Origin of the sequence: Streptomyces sp. Isolate_45 (genome assembly GCF_024721315.2) — a bacterium.
Classification (GTDB): Bacteria; Actinomycetota; Actinomycetes; order Streptomycetales; family Streptomycetaceae; genus Streptomyces.
Genome location: NZ_JANFAK020000157.1, coordinates 1 through 18114, shown reverse-complemented (window position 1 = coordinate 18114; position 18114 = coordinate 1). Strand labels below are relative to the sequence as shown.

The window sequence follows — 18114 nt, the reverse complement described above, 5'->3', positions numbered from 1 at the left end:
CCCCCCCCCCCCCCCCCCCCCCCCCCCCCCCCCCCCCCCCCCCCCCCCCCCCCCCCCCCCCCCCCCCCCCCCCTTTTCCCGCTCCGCGCCGCGACTGGAGAGACCCGCCCATGCGCATCCGCCGCCGCCCCGCGCGACCCCGCAGCGTCGCCCTCCTCCTCGCCGCCCTGTGCGGTCTGCTGCTCCCCGCCACCGCCGCGACCACCGCCACGGCCGCGGACAACGGCACCTGGGGCGTCTTCCCCACGCCCCCGGCCGGTGCGGCGATGACCGATCGCGCCTACTTCTTCCACCAGGGCACCGCCGGGACGGCCCTCGCCGACAGCGCGACGATCCTGAACTCCTCCGACAAGGAGCTGACCTTCCAGGTCTTCGCGACGGACGCGATGAACACCCCGTCGGGCGGCGCCTTCGCCCTGCTGCCCGTCGAGGCGAAGCCCAAGGACGTCGGCGCGTGGATCGCGCTGGCTCCGGAGGCGGCGACGACCGTGACCGTCCCGGCGAAGGGCCGCAAGGACATCCCGTTCTCCGTGAAGGTGCCCGCGGACGCGACCCCGGGCGACCACGTCGGCGGGATCGTCGCGTTGAACACGGCCGTCGAGGGCGTGCGGCGGGACGGCAAGGTGCAGGTCGGGGTCAAGCGGTCGGTGGGCGCGCGCCTGTACTTCCGGGTACCGGGGCCGGTGACCGCGGGCCTGAGCGTGGAGGACGTACGGGTCACTCGCAGCGCCCCCGTCGTGCCGTGGCTGGGGGACGCCCGCGCCACCATCACCTACACCCTGGTCAACCGGGGCAACGTGGTGGTCGAGCCGCGCGTGACGATCTCGGCGCAGGGGTTGTTCGGCCGGGAGGTACTGGACCGGGCCGCCAGGGCGACCGGCCTGGTCCTGCTACCCGGGCAGCGCGCCGAGCTGTCCGAGGCGTGGCCGGACGCGCCGCAGTTGGACTGGGTCGACGTCAAGGTCTCGGCGGACGCGACCGCCCACCCGGACCTCCGGTCGGAATCCGGTACGGACTTCCTCGCCGTCCCCTGGCCGGCCGCCGGCGCCGCCCTGCTCCTGACGGCCGCCGCCACCGCCTTCCTGATCTTGCGGCGCCGCCGCCGCACCGTCCCGGAACACCCGCAGCGGACGCCGGACCTCGTGGGCGGGCGCTGACGACCCGGTCAACCCCTCGATGCTCCCGACCTCGTGACCCCGGGGTCAAGCGACGGTTGACGGAACGGGAAACCGACCCCGGACGGCAGGAACCCCCGGCCGGTGAGGGTGGCCGGGGGTGCCTGTGTTCGGGGCCGCGGGGGCCGTCAGTGGTTGCGGGGGAAGCCCAGGTCCACGCCGGACGGGGCGTCGGCCGGGTCGGGCCAGCGGGTCGTGACGACCTTGCCGCGGGTGTAGAAGTGGATGCCGTCGTTGCCGTAGATGTGGTGGTCCCCGAAGAGGGAGTCCTTCCAGCCGCCGAAGGAGTGGTAGCCCACCGGCACCGGGATCGGCACGTTCACGCCGACCATGCCCGCCTGGATCTCCAGCTGGAAGCGGCGGGCGGCGCCGCCGTCGCGGGTGAAGATCGCGGTGCCGTTGCCGAACGGCGAGGCGTTGATGAGGGCGACGCCCTCCTCGTAGGTCTCGGTGCGCAGGACGCACAGCACCGGGCCGAAGATCTCGTCGCGGTAGGCGTCGGAGTCGGTCCTGACGTTGTCGAGGAGGGACAGGCCGATCCAGTGGCCGTTCTCGTTGCCCTCTACGCGCAGGCCGGTGCCGTCGAGGACGACGTCCGCGCCCTGGGCGGCGGCGCCCTTGACGTACGAGGCGACCTTGTCGCGGTGGGCGGCGGTGATCAGCGGGCCCATCTCGGAGGTCGGGTCGTTGCCGGGGCCGACCTTGATCTTCTCGGCGCGCTCGCGGATCTTCTCGACGAGCTCGTCGGCGATGGCCCCGACGGCGACGACGGCGGAGATCGCCATGCAGCGCTCGCCGGCGGAGCCGTAGGCGGCGGAGACGGCCGCGTCGGCGGCGGCGTCCAGGTCGGCGTCGGGCAGGACCAGCATGTGGTTCTTGGCGCCGCCCAGGGCCTGGACGCGCTTGCCGTTGGCGGAGGCGGTGGTGTGGATGTGGCGGGCGATCGGGGTCGAGCCGACGAAGGAGACGGCCGCGACGTCCGGGTGCGCGAGCAGCGCGTCGACCGCGACCTTGTCGCCGTGGACGACGTTGAGGACGCCCGCCGGCAGGCCGGCCTCCGTCATCAGCTCGGCCAGCTTGTTCGAGGCCGAGGGGTCCTTCTCGCTCGGCTTGAGGATGAAGGTGTTTCCGCAGGCGACGGCCAGCGGGAACATCCACATCGGGACCATCGCCGGGAAGTTGAACGGGGTGATGCCGGCGACGACGCCGATCGGCTGGCGGATCGAGGAGACGTCCACCCGGTTGGACACGGACGTGGACAGCTCGCCCTTGAGCTGCACGGTGATCCCGCAGGCCAGCTCGACGATCTCCAGGCCGCGCGCGACCTCGCCCAGCGCGTCCGAGTGGACCTTGCCGTGCTCGGCGGTGATCAGCTCGGCGATGGCGTCACGGTTGGCGTCCAGCAGGGCGCGGTAGGCGAACAGCACCTTGGTGCGGGCGGCCAGCGAGGACTGGCCCCAGCTGAGGAAGGCCTCCTTGGCGACGCGTACGGCCGCGTCGACCTCTTCGGTCGAGGCGAGGGCCACCTGCGTGGTGACCTCGCCCGTCGCCGGGTCGGTGACCGGGCCGTAGTTGCCCGACGCGCCCTCGACGGTCTTGCCACCGATCCAGTGGTTGACGGTCTTCATGCCTTGCTCCTTCACAGATGGCGACGTCGCTGCGCGGCTTGCCGGTCGTACTCTTCACGGGCCAGGGCCGCCGACGTACGGGTCGCGGTCTCGGCCACAGGAACATCCCACCACGCCTGTGCCGGGGGTGGGCCCGACACAGTGTCGGGTGTTCGGGTCTGTGCGTAGACACATGTGGGACGGTCCGCCTCCCGCGCCTCGGCGAGGGCTTTTCGCAGGTCACCGATGGTGCGGGTGCGGATGACGGCCATCCCGAGGGAGGCCGCGTTCGCCGCGAGGTCCACCGGAAGGGGGGCTCCGTCGTAGGCACCGTCCGCCCCCCGGAAGCGGTACGCGGTGGCGAACCCCTCCGCGCCCACGGCCCCGGACAGGCCGCCGATGGAGGCGTAGCCGTGGTTGTCGAGGATCACCAGCCGCAGCGGCAGGCCCTCCTGGACGGCGGTGACGATCTCGGTGGGGTTCATCAGGTACGTCCCGTCCCCGACCAGCGCCCACACGGGGCGGCCGGGCGCGGCGAGGGCCACGCCGATCGCGGCGGGGATCTCGTAGCCCATGCAGGAGTAGCCGTACTCGACGTGGTACTGGTCGACGGAACGGGTCCGCCACAGCTTGTGGAGGTCGCCGGGGAGGGAGCCGGCGGCGTTGACGAGGATGTCGGTGTCGTCGACGAGGGCGTCGAGCAGGCCGAGGACCTGCGCCTGGGTGGGCGGCCGGTCCTCGTCGGGGGCGGGTACGGCGTAGGCGGCGTCGACGCGGGCCTCCCAGTCGGCCTTCGCGGCCGTGTACGCGGCCTCGTACTCGGGGTCCACCCGGTGTCCGTGCAGGCCCTCGGCGAGTGCCCGCAGTCCGGCCCGGGCGTCGGCGAGCAGCGGGGCGCCGGCCATCTTGTGCGCGTCGAACGCGGCGACGTTGAGGTTGACGAACCGGACGTCGGGGTGCTGGAACAGGGTGGCGGAGGCGGTGGTGAAGTCGGTGTACCGGGTGCCGACGCCCAGTACCAGGTCGGCGCCGCGGGCCAGGTGGTCGGCGGTGGCCGTGCCGGTGTGGCCGATGCCGCCCACGTCCGCCGGGTGGTCGAAGGGCAGGGAGCCCTTGCCCGCCTGGGTGGAGGCGACGGGGATTCCGGTGGCCTCGGCGAGCGTGCGCAGGGCGCTCGCGCCGCCGCTGTGCCGCACCCCGCCACCGGCGATGATCAGCGGCCGGCGGGCCGCGCGGAGGGCGGCGCGGGCCGCGTCGAGTTCGTCGGGGTCCGGTTGCGGCGCCCTGACCCGCCAGACCCGTTCGGCGAAGAACTCCTCGGGCCAGTCGTACGCCTCCACCTGTACGTCCTGCGGCAGCGCGAGGGTGACGGCGCCGGTCGCGGCGGGGTCGGTGAGCACCCGCATCGCCTGGAGGGCGGCGGGGACCAGGGCCTCGGGCCGGGTGATCCGGTCGAAGTACCGGGACACGGGCCGCAGGGTGTCGTTGACGGAGACGTCGCCCGCGTAGGGAACTTCGAGCTGCTGGAGCACCGGATCGGCGGGTCGGGTCGCGAAGGTGTCCCCGGGGAGCAGCAGCACCGGGAGGTGGTTGATCGTGGCGAGGGCGGCGCCGGTGACGAGGTTGGTCGCGCCGGGCCCGATCGAGGTGGTCACGGCGTGCGCGGACAGCCGTCCGCTCTGCCGGGCGTAGCCGACGGCGGCGTGCACCATGGCCTGTTCGTTGCGTCCCTGGAGGAACGGCATGGCGTGCGGCCCGCTCTCCAGCAGGGCCTGGCCGATCCCGGCGACGTTGCCGTGGCCGAAGATCCCCCAGGTCGCGGCGATCATCCGGTGCCGGTGGCCGTCGCGTTCGGTGTACTGGCGGGCCAGGAAGCGTACGAGTGCCTGGGCGACGGTGAGCCTCACGCTTCCTCCGCGCGGTAGAAGGGCAGCCGGGGGTCGGTCTCCCGGCCGGTCCAGGTGTCCCGGATCCAGCCGTGGTCGGGGTGGTCGCGGATCAGCCACTCCCGGGTGCCGCCGGCCGGGCCGGCCATGACGTTCAGGTAGTACATGTCGTGCCCGGGGGCGGCGATGGACGGGCCGTGCCAGCCGTCCGGGATGAGGACGGTGTCGCCGGTCCGCACCTCCGTGAGGATGTCGGTCGTCCCCGCCGGTGAGGGGCTGACGCGCTGGTAGCCGAGTCCGGGGACGCCCTCGTGGGGGGCGATCTCGTACCAGTAGATCTCCTCCAGCCGGGATTCCTCGCCGGGGTGGTGCTCGTCGTGCTTGTGGGGCGGGTAGGACGACCAGTTCCCGCCGGGGGTGAGCACCTCGACGGCGATGAGCCGGTCGCAGGGGAAGGCGTCGGCGGCGGCGAAGTTGTTGACCTGCCGGGAGCAGGTCCCGGCGCCGCGCAGCTCGACGGGGACCCCGGCGGCCGGGCCGTAGCGGGCGGGCAGCCGCCGCTCGCACAGCGCCCCCACGAGGGCGAAGCGCCCGCCGTCCGCCGAGGTGACCTCCGCGCGCGCGTCCCGCGGCAGGTACGCGAAGTCGCTGACCGCGTCGAACACCCCGCTCCGCCCCCTCAGCCGGAACACCACCTCGCCGAGCGGCTCCCCACCACCCCCACGCGCCGCACCGGCACCGGCACCCGGCGCACCGGCCCCTCCCGGCGCCGCGCCCGGGTCCGCGCCCGGGTCCGCGCCCGCCCGGACCGCCGGCCGGACGGCACCGCCCGGCCCCGCTTCCGCCTCCGCGCAGCGGACCCGGCAGCCGCCCGACAGCGGGAGCACGATCCACTCCGCGTCCCCGCACGCGAAGGCGTACGTCTCCCCGGGCGCGAGGTCGAGGACCCGCAGCCGGGTGAAGGCCATCTCCGTCTCAGACACCACCGGCACGACCCAGCACCTCCTCCACCTCGGCGGGGAACGGCATCGCCGCCCCGCAGGCCAGCCGGGAGGCGACGATGGCCCCCGCGGCGTTCGCGTAGCGCAGTACCCGTTCCAGGTCCCAGCCGGCGAGCAGCCCGTGGACCAGTGCGCCCCCGAAGGCGTCGCCGGCTCCGAGCCCGTTCACCACGGTCACGGGTACGGGCGGCACCTCCACCACCGTCCCGCTCCGGTCGGCGGCCAGCACGCCCAGCGGGCCCCGCTTGACGACGGCGAGCTCCACCCCGGCCGCGAGCAGGGCCCGGGCGGCCGCGTACGGGTCGCTCTCCCCGGTGGCGACCTCGCACTCCTCGGCGTTGCCGACGGCGACGGTCGCCAGGGCGAGCGCCCGCCCGTACCAGGGTTGCGGCGACCCCTCCCACAGCATGGGCCGCCAGTCCAGGTCGAAGACCGTGATGCCGGTCGGCCCGGACTCCGAGCGGGCCTCCAGCGCGGCGAGAGTGGCGCTGCGGCTGGGCTCCGCGCTGAGGCCCGTACCCGTCATCCAGAAGACCCGGGCGGCGCGCACCGCGTCCCGGTCCACCTCGTCGGGCCGGATCTCCAGGTCGGGGGCCTTGGGGAGCCGGTAGAAGTACAGCGGGAAGTGGTCCGGCGGGAAGATCTCGCAGAAGGTGACGGGCGTCGGGTAGCGGTCCACCTCGCCCGCCCACCGGTCGTCGACGCCGAAGCCGCGCAGCTCGGACCTCAGGTACGCCCCGAAGGGGTCCGCCCCGGTCCGGGTGATCACCGCGGTGCGCCGTCCCAGTCGGGAGGCGGCGACGGCGACGTTCGTCGGTGAGCCGCCGAGGAACTTGCCGAAGGTGTCCGCCTCGGCGAGCGGTACACCGGTCTTCAGCGGGTAGAGATCCACCCCGATCCGCCCCATCGTGATGAGGTCGTACGCCCCGCCGTCCGCGCGGCCTTGCTCGGTGGTCACCGCGGGCCCTCCTCCCACTCGTCTTCCTCGTCCCTTCGAGCCTCGCACCCTAAGGTGGCCGACATGACGTCCTCCCCGCCCGCGTTGACCCGTATCCGCATCGGTTCGGCTCCGGACTCCTGGGGTGTCTGGTTCCCGGAAGACCCCCTCCAGACGCCCTGGGACCGTTTCCTCGACGAGGTCGCGGAAGCCGGTTACGAGTGGATCGAGTTGGGCCCGTACGGCTACCTGCCCACCGATCCCGTCCGCCTCGCCGACGAGACCGCCCGGCGGGGCCTGCGGGTGTCCGCCGGCACGGTCTTCACCGGACTCCATCACGGGCCCGCCGTGTGGGACGAGACCTGGGCGCACGTGTCGCGGATCGCGGAGCTCACGGCGTCGACGGGCGCGGACCGGTTGGTGGTCATCCCCTCCTTCTGGCGGGACGACAAGACCGGGAAGGTGCTGGAGGACCGGGTGCTGACCCCGGATCAATGGCGTGAACTGGCCGCGCAGACGGAGCGCCTGGGCCGGGAGGTCCGGGACCGGTACGGGCTGCGGATCGTCGTCCACCCGCACGCCGACACCCACATCGACACCCCGGAGAACGTGGCCCGGTTCCTGGACGCCACCGATCCCGCGCTGGTGTCCCTGTGCCTGGACACCGGGCACTACGCGTACTGCGGCGGGGACAGCGTCGAGGCGGTCGAGGCCTTCGGGGAGCGGATCGGCTACCTCCACCTGAAGCAGGTGGATCCGCGGATCCTCGCCGAAGTGGTGGCGCAGGAGCTGCCGTTCGGGCCGGCCGTGGCGCGCGGGGTGATGTGCGAGCCGCCGTCGGGGGTGCCCGCGCTGGAACCCGTACTGGTGGCGGCGCAGCGGCTCGGCGTGGACCTGTTCGCGATCGTGGAGCAGGACATGTACCCGTGTCCGCCGGACCGCCCGCTGCCCATCGCCCGGCGCACCCGCGCCTACCTGCGCTCCTGCGGCGCCCGCTGACCGGCCCGACTCCCGAAGGGACACCGTTACATGAGCACGCTCGGCATCGCCGTCATCGGCACGGGAAGGATGGGCGCCGATCACGTGCGCCGGATCGGCGCCACGGTCGGCGGGGCGCGGGTGGTGGCGCTCGCCGATCCCGACGGGGACCGGGTCAAGGAGGTCGCGGCGGACCTGGACGGCGCGGGCGCGTACACGGACCCGGCGGCCGCGATGGCCCACCCCGGCGTGGACGCCGTCCTGATCGCCTCGCCCGGCCCGGCCCACGAGGAAGCGATTCTGCAGGCCCTGGAACGGGAATTGCCGGTGCTCTGCGAGAAGCCGCTGACCCCGGACCCGGAGGGCGCCCTGCGGGTGATGGAGGCCGAGCGCCGACTCGGCCGACGCCTGGTGCAGGTGGGGTTCATGCGGCGGTACGACGCCGAGTACGAGCGCCTCAAGGAGCTGCTCGACGCGGGTGGCATCGGGCGGCCCCTCTTCCTGCACTGCCGCCACCGCAACGTCGCCTCGCCCTCGTTCTTCACCAGCGACATGCTGATCACCGATTCGGTGGTGCACGAGGTGGACGCGGCGCGCTGGCTGCTGGGCCAGGAGGTCACCGCCGTGACGGTGCTCTCCCCGGCGCCGTCCTCGGCCGCTCCCGAGGGGCTGCGCGATCCCCGGCTGGTGCTGCTGGAGACCTCGGGCGGGGTGATCGTGGACGTCGAGATCTTCGTCAACTGCGGTTTCGGCTACCAGGTCCGCTGCGAGGCGGTCGGGGAGTCCGGCAGCGCCCGGATCGGCGACGGTCGGGCGATGGTCGTCGAGTCGGCCGGCCGCTGGGGCGGGGAGATCACCCAGGACTACACCACCCGGTTCGCCGACGCCTACGACCGCCAGGTGCGGGGGTGGGTCGCCGCGGCCGCGCGGGGTCGCGTCGAGGGTCCGGACGCCTGGGACGGGTACGCGGCGGCCGCCGTCTCCGAGGCGGGACTGGCGGCGGCGCGCACCGGCGTGCGGACCGAGGTCCGGCTGGCCGAGCGACCGGAGCTGTACCGCCGCTGACGGGCTCCCCCGATCGCCGCCACCGGGTCGCCGGTCGTACAAGCATCTCCCGGACACCGCTTCCGCCCCGGGACTCCTGTGCCGCATCCGTCACAGGAGTCCCCCTCGTGTCACGCATATCCGCATTACGCGGGTTTTCCGTCACAGGCGCTCGACAGCCGCTCCCCTGCCCTCACCCAGCGTCGTTCTCCGGGCACAACCCGAGTGATCGTCTGTGTCCACGCGCCGGCTCCCCCGACGGCCTCCCGGCCGGCCCCGCGGCGTGGACAAGGAGGTGCCGTCGATGAGCGACCGTCAGCTGTGGTCGTACAAGGAGATCGCCGCCCATATCCGGGTGCAGCCGGACACGGTGCGCTCCTACCGCAAGCACGGGCTGCTTCCCACGCCCGACCACGTGGAGGGCGGCAAGCCCTACTGGTACGCCGACACCGTCCGGGCATGGGTGGCGCGTCGCCCCGGCAACCGGGGCCGCCGCGAGGACTGAGCGCGCCACCGACGGTCCGGGGCGGGGCTCCCCCGCCCGCCCCGGACCGGGCGGTTCACCAGGATTCCGCCTCGTACGCCGCTCGGGAGCCCCGCTGCCGCGGAGCCCCCGGGCGGGCCCGCAGCCGCATGCCCAGCAGCGGGAAGACCAGCACCGACAGCATTCCGGCCCCGACCAGCGCCGCCGCCTCGCCCGGCTCCACCTTCCCGGCCTCGACGCCGAGGGTGGTGATCGCGACCACCAGCGGCAGGGCGGTCGACCCGAACAGGACGAGCGCCGAGCGGTCCCGGCGCCCGAGGTCGCGCGGGGCCAGCAGCCACATCGGCAGCCCGCGCACCACCAGGAACAGCGCGAGGAAGACGGGCAGCAGCAACAGCGTCCCGCCTCCCGCCAGCAGGGCGTCCAGGTCGAACTCGATGCCGGTGACCACGAAGAAGAGCGGCACGAGGAAGCCGAACCCGATGGCCTCCACCTTCGACAGCACGACCTCGCTGCTCTCCGGCGCCGCCCCGTTCAGCACCAGCCGGGTGATCAGCCCGGCGGCGAAGGCGCCGAGGAGGACGTCGAGCCCCAGGACCTCGGCCAGCGCGAGCATGGCGACCAGCAGCAGGAAGACCAGCCGGACGGCGAACTGCGCGCTGCTGTGCAGGGTGGTGACGATGACCTTGGAGAACCAGGGCGGCTTGGGCCGCAGGGCCCAGAACACCGCGGCCGCCGTCAGCACCCCGAAGGCGATCAGCACGGCCGCCGAGCCGGCCGGCGCCCGCCCGCCGAGCAGCAGCGCCATGGCGATGATCGGCCCGAACTCGCCGACCGCGCCCATGGCCATCATCACCGTCCCGAAGCGGCTCCCGAGGTCTCCGGAGTCCCGCAGCACCGGCAGGATCGTGCCGAGGGCGGTGCTGGTGAGGGCGGTGCCGATGTAGACGCCCTTCTCGAACCCGTCGCCGTGGGCGAGCAGGATGCCCGCCGCCAGGCCGAGCACCAGGGTGATGAGCCAGGCCACCACAGACCGGTTGAGGGTGTCCCCCTTGACCTGGTCGAACTGAATCTCGTACCCGGCGAGGAAGATGAGCATGGCGAGGCCGAGTTCACTGAGCACGTCGATCACATCGCCCGTGTGGGCCCAGCCGAGCACGTCCGGCCCGATCAGGATGCCCATCACGATCTCGAAGATCACCAACGGCACGGACAGCCAACGCGATACCCCGTGGGCGAGGATCGGAGCGAGGACGGCGACAACCATGATCAGAACGAATGTCCCCGGATGATCCATGAGGGCCATTTACTTATGTTCCACATGCTTTGTCCATGAGGTGGGCCGCGTCGACGCCACACCACCCGCCGAATGGTCGCCGAATACCCCCTAGGGGTATAATCTGTCAGAAAGACCCCCCGAAAGAGGAGAACGAGATGACCGCCGAGACGGACACTCCGCAGTCGAGCGGATCCTGCTGCTCCAGCACCGGCTCCTGCCACGACGGCACCGTCGAGGTCGGCGCCGTCACCGCCGTGTACAAGGTCACCGGCATGACCTGTGGGCACTGCGAGGGCGCCGTGACCGCCGAGCTCACCGCCCTGCCGGGCGTGACCTCGGTCAAGGCCGTCGCCGCCACCGGCGAGGTGACCGTGATCTCCGCCGCCCCGCTCGCCGACGAGGACGTGCGCGCCGCCGTGGACGAGGCCGGCTACGAGCTCGCCGGTCGGGCCTGAGGCCCACAGCCCCGCACTTCCGCGGTACTCCGCCGGGTCGTGCCGGCCGGCTCATACCGGTTCCGTACGGCCCGGCCCTCCCCCTGGAGCCGGACATGAGCAGCAGCACAGTGCACGACGGGCCCATAGCGGCTCCGGGTGCGGCCGAGGTCGAGCTGGTGATCGGCGGGATGACCTGCGCCTCCTGCGCGGCCCGCATCGAGAAGAAGCTGAACCGGATGGACGGGGTCACCGCCACGGTGAACTACGCCACCGAGAAGGCCCGGGTCTCGTACGCGGGTGACGTACGGGTCGCCGACCTCATCGCGACCGTCGTGAAGACCGGCTACACCGCCGAGGAACCCCCGCCGCCGGCGCCCGAGGTCGAGGCGGAGGGCGCCGCCCCGGTGGGCGATCCCGAATCGGCCGCGCTGCGGCAGCGACTGGTGGTGTCCGCGACCCTGGCGCTGCCCGTCGTCCTGCTCTCGATGGTCCCCGCCCTCCAGTTCGACAACTGGCAGTGGCTCTCGCTCACCCTCGCCTCCCCCGTGGTCGTCTGGGGCGGCCTCCCCTTCCACCGGGCCGCCTGGACCAACGCCCGGCACGGCGCCGCCACCATGGACACCCTGGTCTCGGTCGGCACCCTCGCCGCCTACACCTGGTCGCTGTGGGCCCTGTTCTTCGGGCACGCGGGCATGCCCGGCATGCGGCACGACTTCACCCTCTTCACGGTTCAGGGGGGCACCGTCACGCGCACGGACGGCTCCTCCGCCCTGTACCTGGAGGTCGCGGCGGGCGTCATCACGTTCATCCTGCTCGGCCGCTACCTGGAGGCCCGCTCCAAGCGGAAGGCCGGCGCGGCCCTGAGGGCGCTGCTGGAACTGGGCGCCAAGGAGGTGGCGGTGCTGCGCGGCGGCCGGGAGGTGATGGTCCCCGTTGGCACGCTCGCCGTGGGCGACCGGTTCGTGGTGCGGCCCGGGGAGAAGATCGCCACCGACGGCACGGTCGTCGAGGGCGGCTCCGCCGTGGACGCCTCCATGCTGACCGGCGAGTCCGTGCCCGTCGAGGTCTCCGTCGGCGACCCCGTCACCGGCGCCACCGTCAACACCTCGGGCCGCATCGTGGTGGAGGCGTCCCGCGTCGGCGCCGACACCCAACTCGCCCGGATGGCCAAGATGGTCGAGGACGCGCAGAACGGAAAGGCCGAGGTGCAACGCCTCGCCGACCGGATCTCCGCCGTGTTCGTCCCGGTCGTCCTGCTGCTCGCGCTGGGCACCTGGGTGACCTGGCTGCTGATCACCGACGATCCGACGGCCGCGTTCACCGCCGCCGTGGCCGTCCTGATCATCGCCTGCCCGTGCGCCCTGGGGCTGGCCACGCCGACCGCGCTGATGGTCGGCACCGGCCGGGGCGCGCAACTCGGCATCCTGATCAAGGGGCCGGAGGTGCTGGAGTCCACCCGCCGGGTCGACACGGTCGTCCTGGACAAGACCGGAACCGTCACCACCGGCCGGATGGCCCTGTCCGCCGTGCACGTCGCCGAGGGCGTCGACGAGAAGGAACTGCTGCGGCTCGCGGGCGCGCTGGAGCACGCCTCCGAGCACCCGGTCGCCCGCGCGATCACGGCGGGCGCCGCCGAGCGTACGGGTGACGGGGAGGGCGCGACGCCGGTCCCCGGGGCCTTCGAGAACCTGGCCGGGCTCGGCGTCAGCGGCGTCGTCGACGGTCGTGCCGTGCTCGTCGGTCGGGAGCGGCTGCTCGCCGAGCGGTCGATCACCCTGCCCGCCGGCCTCGCCCGGGCCAAGGCCGACGCCGAGGCCGGGGGCGGCACGGCCGTCCTGGTCGCCTGGGACGGTGAGGCGCGCGGGGTGCTGGTGGTCGCCGACGCCGTCAAGGGGACCAGCGCCGAGGCGGTGTCCCGGCTGCGGGCGCTCGGCCTCACGCCGGTGCTGCTGACCGGCGACAACCGGGCCGTCGCCGAGACGGTGGCCCGCGAGGTGGGCATCGAGGAAGTGATCGCCGAGGTGCTCCCGCAGGACAAGGTGGAGGTCGTCCGCCGCCTCCAGGCCGAGGGCCGGACGGTCGCCATGGTGGGCGACGGGGTCAACGACGCGGCCGCGCTGGCCCGGGCGGACCTGGGCCTGGCCATGGGCACGGGCACCGACGCGGCCATCGAGGCCGCGGACCTGACCCTCGTACGGGGCGATCTGCGGGTGGCCGCGGACGCCATCCGGCTCTCCCGCCGGACCCTCGCCACCATCAAGGGGAACCTGTTCTGGGCCTTCGGCTACAACGTGGCGGCGCTGCCGCTGGCCGCCGCCGGCCTGCTCAACCCCATGATCGCGGGGGCGGCCATGGCCTTCTCCTCGGTCTTCGTCGTCACCAACAGCCTCCGGCTGCGGTCCTTCCGCTGAGCGACCACCCGGAGGGCCACCTCCGCCGATCCTCCACATCTCCTTCACGGGAGACGCAGATCACAGTGATGACAACGTAACCATCCGGGGTCGCCACGGGTCTAATGGGGCGATGCCGAAAACGTCTTGGGGGACGTTTGACGGAGGTCTTGGGGGACGTCCGGGCATCAGCCGGCCGGGGCACGTGCCCGCGGGAGCCTTGAGCGGCCTTCCCGAACCGAACGGGTCCCGGCACACAGACGCCCCGGCGCGGGTCCCGTGGGGGGAGTCCGCGTCCGGGGAATGGGAAGCGCCCCGACCGTCGACCCGTGGGGGGATCGACGGCGGGGCGCTTTTCGCAGAGCGGCCGCCGCGGGTGACCGCGACGGCGTGACCGCCGCGAGGTCCGACCGCTAGCGGGCCTCGACCGGGACGAAGTCGCGCAGGACCTCGCCGGTGTAGATCTGGCGCGGGCGACCGATGCGGGAGCCGGGCTCCTTGATCATCTCGTGCCACTGGGCGATCCAGCCGGGGAGCCGGCCGAGCGCGAAGAGCACGGTGAACATCTCGGTCGGGAAGCCCATGGCCCGGTAGATCAGACCGGTGTAGAAGTCCACGTTCGGGTAGAGGTTGCGCTCGACGAAGTACTCGTCGGCCAGCGCGTGCTCTTCCAGCTTGAGCGCGATGTCCAGCAGCTCGTCGCTCTTGCCGAGCGCGGAGAGGACGTCGTGGGCCGCCGCCTTGATGATCTTCGCCCGGGGGTCGAAGCTCTTGTAGACGCGGTGCCCGAAGCCCATGAGGCGGACGCCGTCTTCCTTGTTCTTCACCTTGCGGATGAAGGCGTCGACGTCGCCGCCGTCCTGCTTGATGCCTTCCAGCATCTCCAGGACGGACTGGTTGGCGCCACCGTGCAGCGGGCCCCACAGGGCCGAGATGCCGGCGGAGATCGAGGCGAACATGTTCGCCTGCGAGGAGCCGACCAGACGCACGGTGGAGGTCGAGCAGTTCTGCTCGTGGTCCGCGTGCAGGATCAGCAGCTTGTCGAGCGCCGAGACCACGACCGGGTCCAGGTCGTACTCCTGGGCCGGCACGGAGAAGGTCATGCGCAGGAAGTTCTCGACGTAGCCGAGGTCGTTGCGCGGGTAGACCACCGGGTGGCCGACCGACTTCTTGTACGCGTACGCCGCGATCGTCGGGAGCTTGGCCAGCAGCCGGATCGTCGAGAGGTGGCGCTGCTGGTCGTCGAAGGGGTTGTGGCTGTCCTGGTAGAACGTGGACAGCGCGCTGACCACGGAGGACAGCATCGCCATCGGGTGCGCGTCACGCGGGAAGCCGTCGTAGAAGCGCTTCACGTCCTCGTGCAGCAGCGTGTGCTGGGTGATCTCGTTGCGGAACGACGCGAGCTGGTCGACGGTCGGCAGCTCCCCGTTGATCAGCAGGTAGGCGACCTCGATGAAGGTCGAACGCTCGGCCAACTGCTCGATCGGGTACCCGCGGTAACGCAGGATCCCCTGCTCGCCGTCGAGATAGGTAATCGCGGACTTGTAGGCGGCGGTGTTGCCGTAGCCACTGTCCAGAGTGACGAGCCCGGTCTGGGCCCGCAGCTTCGCGATGTCGAAGCCCTGGTCACCGACGGTGCTCTCGACCACCGGGTAGGTGTATTCACCGTCCGCGTACCGGAGTACTACAGAGTTGTCGCTCACGTCATCCCTCACCGACGTAGTGCCTCTTCTTCGAGGTGCCCTGACTGCCTCTACCTTCCCCCATTTGGCGCAGGAGAGTGCACTCGGGGTCGGCCTTTGGTCCTTTTGACGGCACTGAGTGCCGCCAACCTGAACATCCTGCCCCCTCCGCACCGGCCGGGGAACCCCAGATGATCGATCATTTAGGTGATGTTTCCCACCGGTATCCGGCCGGACAGTCTCGATGCCACCGCCGTGTACCTCCTGCCTGCCGAAACGGTACGCACCGCCTGGCCGAGCGCCTTGCGTGACCCGACCAGGACGACCAGTTTCTTCGCCCTGGTCACGGCCGTGTAGAGCAGGTTCCGCTGGAGCATCATCCAGGCACCGGTGGTGACCGGGATCACGACGGCCGGATATTCACTCCCCTGGGAGCGGTGGATGGTGACCGCGTAGGCGTGGGCGAGCTCGTCGAGTTCGGCGAACTCGTATACGACCTCCTCGTCCTCCTCCGTACGGACCGTCAGGCGCTGTTCGTCCAGGTCCAGGGCGGTGACCACGCCGACCGTGCCGTTGAAGACGCCGTTGGCGCCCTTCTCGTAGTTGTTCCGGATCTGGGTCACCTTGTCCCCCACCCGGAAGACCCGGCCGCCGAACCGCTTCTCGGGGAGGTTCGGCCGGGCCGGTGTGATCGCCTGCTGGAGCAGGCCGTTGAGGTTCCCCGCCCCGGCGGGGCCGCGGTGCATGGGGGCGAGGACCTGGATGTCCCGGCGGGGGTCGAGCCCGAATCTGGCCGGAATTCGACGTGCGGCCACGTCCACGGTAAGGATTCCGGCCGCCTCCGTGTCCTCCTCGGGGAAGAGGAAGAAGTCGGGCAGGTTGTCGGTGAGGGGCGGCAACCCCGTGTTGATGCGGTGGGCGTTGGTGACCACCCCCGACTGCTGGGCCTGACGGAAGATCCTGGTCAGCCGGACGGCCGGGACCGGCCCGCCCTCGGCCAGCAGGTCCCGCAGCACCTCGCCGGCGCCGACCGACGGCAGCTGGTCCACATCGCCGACGAGCAGCAGGTGCGCACCCGGGGCCACCGCCTTGACCAGCTTGTTGGCGAGGAGGAGGTCCAGCATCGAGGCCTCGTCGACCACGACGAGATCGGCGTCCAAGGGCCGGTCCCGGTCGTAGGCCGCGTCTCCGCCCGGCTTCAGCTCCAACAGCCTGTGCACGGTGGACGCATCGGCCCCGGTGAGCTCGGACAGTCGCTTCGCCGCCCGGCCGGTGGGGGCGGCGAGCACCACCTTGGCCTTCTTGGCCCGGGCCAGCTCGACGATCGAGCGCACGGTGAAGGACTTGCCGCAGCCGGGCCCGCCGGTGAGGACGGCGACCCGGCGGGTCAGGGCGAGGCGTACGGCGTCCCGCTGCTCGGGGGCGAGGGCGGCTCCGGTGCGGCCGGCCAGCCAGCCGAGGGCCTTCTCCCAGTCCACGTCCCGGAAGGCCGGCATCCGGTCCTCCTCGGCGTTCAGGAGCCGTCGGACCTGGCCGACCAGCGAGAGTTCGGCGCGGTGGAAGGGGACCAGGTAGACCGCGGTGATCGGCGGGCCGCCCTGGGGATCGGGCACGGCCTCGCGCACGACTCCCTCCGGATCGGCGGCGAGTTCGGCGAGGCAGTCGATGACCAGTCCGGTGTCGACCTGGAGGAGTTTGACGCCGTCGGCGATGAGCCGTTCCTCGGGCAGGAAGCAGTGGCCCTGGTCGGTGGACTGGGACAGGGCGTACTGGAGCCCGGCCTTGACCCGCTCGGGGCTGTCGTGCGGGATGCCGACGGCCTGGGCGATCCGGTCGGCGGTGAGGAAGCCGATGCCCCACACGTCGGCGGCGAGCCGGTACGGCTGGTTCCTCACGACCGAGATGGAGGCGTCGCCGTACTTCTTGTAGATGCGCACCGCGATGGAGGTGGAGACGCCGACCCCCTGGAGGAAGACCATGACCTCCTTGATGGCCTTCTGCTCCTCCCAGGCCGCGCCGATCAGCTTCGTCCGCTTCGGGCCGAGGCCGGGCACCTCGATCAGGCGCTTGGGTTCGGCCTCGATGACGTCGAGGGTGTCGGTGCCGAAGTGCTCCACGATCCGGTCGGCGATCTTGGGGCCGATGCCCTTGATGAGGCCGGAACCGAGGTAGCGGCGGATGCCCTGGATGGTCGCCGGGAGGATCGTCGAGTAGTTGTCGACGCTGAACTGCTTGCCGTACTGGGGGTGCGAGCCCCAACGGCCCTCCATGCGCAGGGATTCGCCGGGCTGCGCGCCGAGGAGGGAGCCGACGACGGTCAGCAGGTCCCCGGAGCCCCGGCCGGTGTCGACCCGGGCGACCGTGTACCCGCTCTCCTCGTTGGCGTAGGTGATGCGCTCCAACACCCCCTCGACCACCGCCGACTGCACCGCCCCGTTGGATGTCATGGCACGACGCTACCGCCCGGCGCCGACACCGCGCCGGGGGGTGCGGACGGAGGGGGGCGGGGGAAGGGGGACAAACGAAAGGGGGGCCGGCCTCGCGGCCGGACCCCCTCACGGTTACCCCTCCCTCGTCGGACTTCCCGATCCCCCCGGATCCCCTCCCGAAAGTCCCGACGCACCATACGACCCGCGATCCGCGCGCAGGGTTGCACCGGAAAGCGGAACTTTACCTTTCCATTACCCAAGGGGTCCCCGGAGGCGGTCCGAGGTGCCACCGAATCACCGCACAAGTAGCGTTTTGGGCATGAGCGAATCTTCCTTCCAGGACGACGTGCTGGGCGAACTCGGCGACGACAGGCTTCAGGAGATCGCCGGGCTGCTCGGCACGGACGTCGGCGGCGCCCGCGAGACCGTCGCCGAGACCGTCGGCGCCATGACGGGCGACCTCCGGCAGAAGGCCGGAGCCGATGACGACGACGGCGTGGAGGTGCGCCAGGCCTTCGCGGAGGTGGCGGAACCGCCCCTACAGGGCGTGGCCACGCTCGGCGGCGGCATGGGCGGCCTGCTGAGCGGCGGGATGATGGCCGGGGTGCTCGCCAAGGTGAGCAAGCCCGTGGCCAACGCCGTGTCGAAGAAGACCGGCATCCCCGCCCCCACCATCAGCCGGGTCATCGAGATGCTGATCCCGGTGCTGCTGGCCGTCCTCGCCAAGCGCGCGTCCGCCGGCAGGGGCGCGGGCGGGGCCACGGCCGGGGGCGCCCCGGCGGGCG

General features: G+C 72.3%; 14 protein-coding genes. 7 read left to right on the top strand and 7 right to left on the bottom strand.

What is annotated here, in order from left to right:
• The first annotated feature begins 110 nt into the window (after positions 1-110).
• Positions 111-1157: a DUF916 domain-containing protein gene (locus NOD94_RS33430; protein WP_281209944.1), complete on the top strand. Its 1047-nt coding sequence runs from the start codon at positions 111-113 to the stop codon at positions 1155-1157.
• A 146-nt stretch (positions 1158-1303) separates the two neighbouring features.
• Here the strand turns inward: NOD94_RS33430 and NOD94_RS33425 are convergent, their stop codons facing one another.
• The 4 genes from NOD94_RS33425 to iolC are packed head-to-tail and all read right to left on the bottom strand — an operon-like array spanning position 1304 to position 6576.
• Positions 1304-2803, bottom strand: a complete 1500-nt coding sequence (locus tag NOD94_RS33425; RefSeq protein ID WP_281209943.1) for a CoA-acylating methylmalonate-semialdehyde dehydrogenase — start codon at positions 2801-2803, stop codon at positions 1304-1306.
• Positions 2804-2814: 11 nt separating this feature from the next.
• Positions 2815-4689, bottom strand: coding sequence for a 3D-(3,5/4)-trihydroxycyclohexane-1,2-dione acylhydrolase (decyclizing) (iolD, locus tag NOD94_RS33420; protein WP_281209942.1), 1875 nt, complete (start codon positions 4687-4689; stop codon positions 2815-2817).
• A complete protein-coding gene (gene iolB / locus NOD94_RS33415; RefSeq protein WP_281209941.1) occupies positions 4686-5660 on the bottom strand; it encodes a 5-deoxy-glucuronate isomerase in 975 nt (324 codons plus the stop codon). Before iolB ends, iolD begins: the two co-directional genes overlap by 4 nt.
• Positions 5644-6576: a 5-dehydro-2-deoxygluconokinase gene (iolC, locus tag NOD94_RS33410; RefSeq protein WP_281209946.1), complete on the bottom strand. Its 933-nt coding sequence runs from the start codon at positions 6574-6576 to the stop codon at positions 5644-5646. The genes iolB and iolC overlap by 17 nt, the downstream gene beginning before the upstream one ends.
• Before the next feature lie 114 nt (positions 6577-6690).
• Here iolC and NOD94_RS33405 point away from each other — a divergent pair, with 114 nt between their 5' ends.
• From NOD94_RS33405 to NOD94_RS33395, 3 genes are all read left to right on the top strand, one after another.
• Positions 6691-7605, top strand: a complete 915-nt coding sequence (locus NOD94_RS33405) for a sugar phosphate isomerase/epimerase (protein WP_281209940.1) — start codon at positions 6691-6693, stop codon at positions 7603-7605.
• Between the two features lie 30 nt (positions 7606-7635).
• Entirely contained in the window at positions 7636-8649 is a 1014-nt protein-coding gene (locus NOD94_RS33400; RefSeq protein ID WP_281209939.1) for a Gfo/Idh/MocA family oxidoreductase, read from the top strand.
• Positions 8650-8932: 283 nt separating this feature from the next.
• Positions 8933-9133 (top strand): MerR family transcriptional regulator, encoded by a 201-nt coding sequence (locus NOD94_RS33395; RefSeq protein WP_030716013.1) that lies wholly within the window; start codon positions 8933-8935, stop codon positions 9131-9133.
• A 55-nt stretch (positions 9134-9188) separates the two neighbouring features.
• Here NOD94_RS33395 and NOD94_RS33390 read toward each other — a convergent pair whose 3' ends face one another.
• Positions 9189-10409 carry a cation:proton antiporter gene (locus NOD94_RS33390; RefSeq protein WP_281209945.1) on the bottom strand — a complete coding sequence of 407 codons (1221 nt, stop codon included), beginning with the start codon at positions 10407-10409 and terminating at the stop codon, positions 9189-9191.
• Positions 10410-10546: 137 nt separating this feature from the next.
• On the opposite strand from NOD94_RS33390, the gene NOD94_RS33385 reads away from it, so the two are divergent.
• Positions 10547-10846, top strand: coding sequence for a heavy-metal-associated domain-containing protein (locus NOD94_RS33385; RefSeq protein WP_281209938.1), 300 nt, complete (start codon positions 10547-10549; stop codon positions 10844-10846).
• A gap of 95 nt (positions 10847-10941) precedes the next feature.
• Positions 10942-13239, top strand: a complete 2298-nt coding sequence (locus NOD94_RS33380) for a heavy metal translocating P-type ATPase (RefSeq protein ID WP_281209937.1) — start codon at positions 10942-10944, stop codon at positions 13237-13239.
• Positions 13240-13631: 392 nt separating this feature from the next.
• Here NOD94_RS33380 and NOD94_RS33375 read toward each other — a convergent pair whose 3' ends face one another.
• Both NOD94_RS33375 and NOD94_RS33370 read right to left on the bottom strand, forming a co-directional pair.
• Positions 13632-14921 carry a citrate synthase gene (locus NOD94_RS33375; protein WP_281209936.1) on the bottom strand — a complete coding sequence of 430 codons (1290 nt, stop codon included), beginning with the start codon at positions 14919-14921 and terminating at the stop codon, positions 13632-13634.
• Between the two features lie 182 nt (positions 14922-15103).
• The gene (locus tag NOD94_RS33370; RefSeq protein ID WP_281209935.1) at positions 15104-17347 is read right to left on the bottom strand and encodes an ATP-dependent RecD-like DNA helicase; all 2244 of its coding nucleotides are present in this window, start codon (positions 17345-17347) and stop codon (positions 15104-15106) included.
• A gap of 301 nt (positions 17348-17648) precedes the next feature.
• Between NOD94_RS33370 and NOD94_RS33365 the strand changes: the two genes are divergently transcribed.
• Positions 17649-18114: DUF937 domain-containing protein (locus NOD94_RS33365; protein WP_281209934.1), on the top strand; the 466-nt coding region annotated here is incomplete at its 3' end.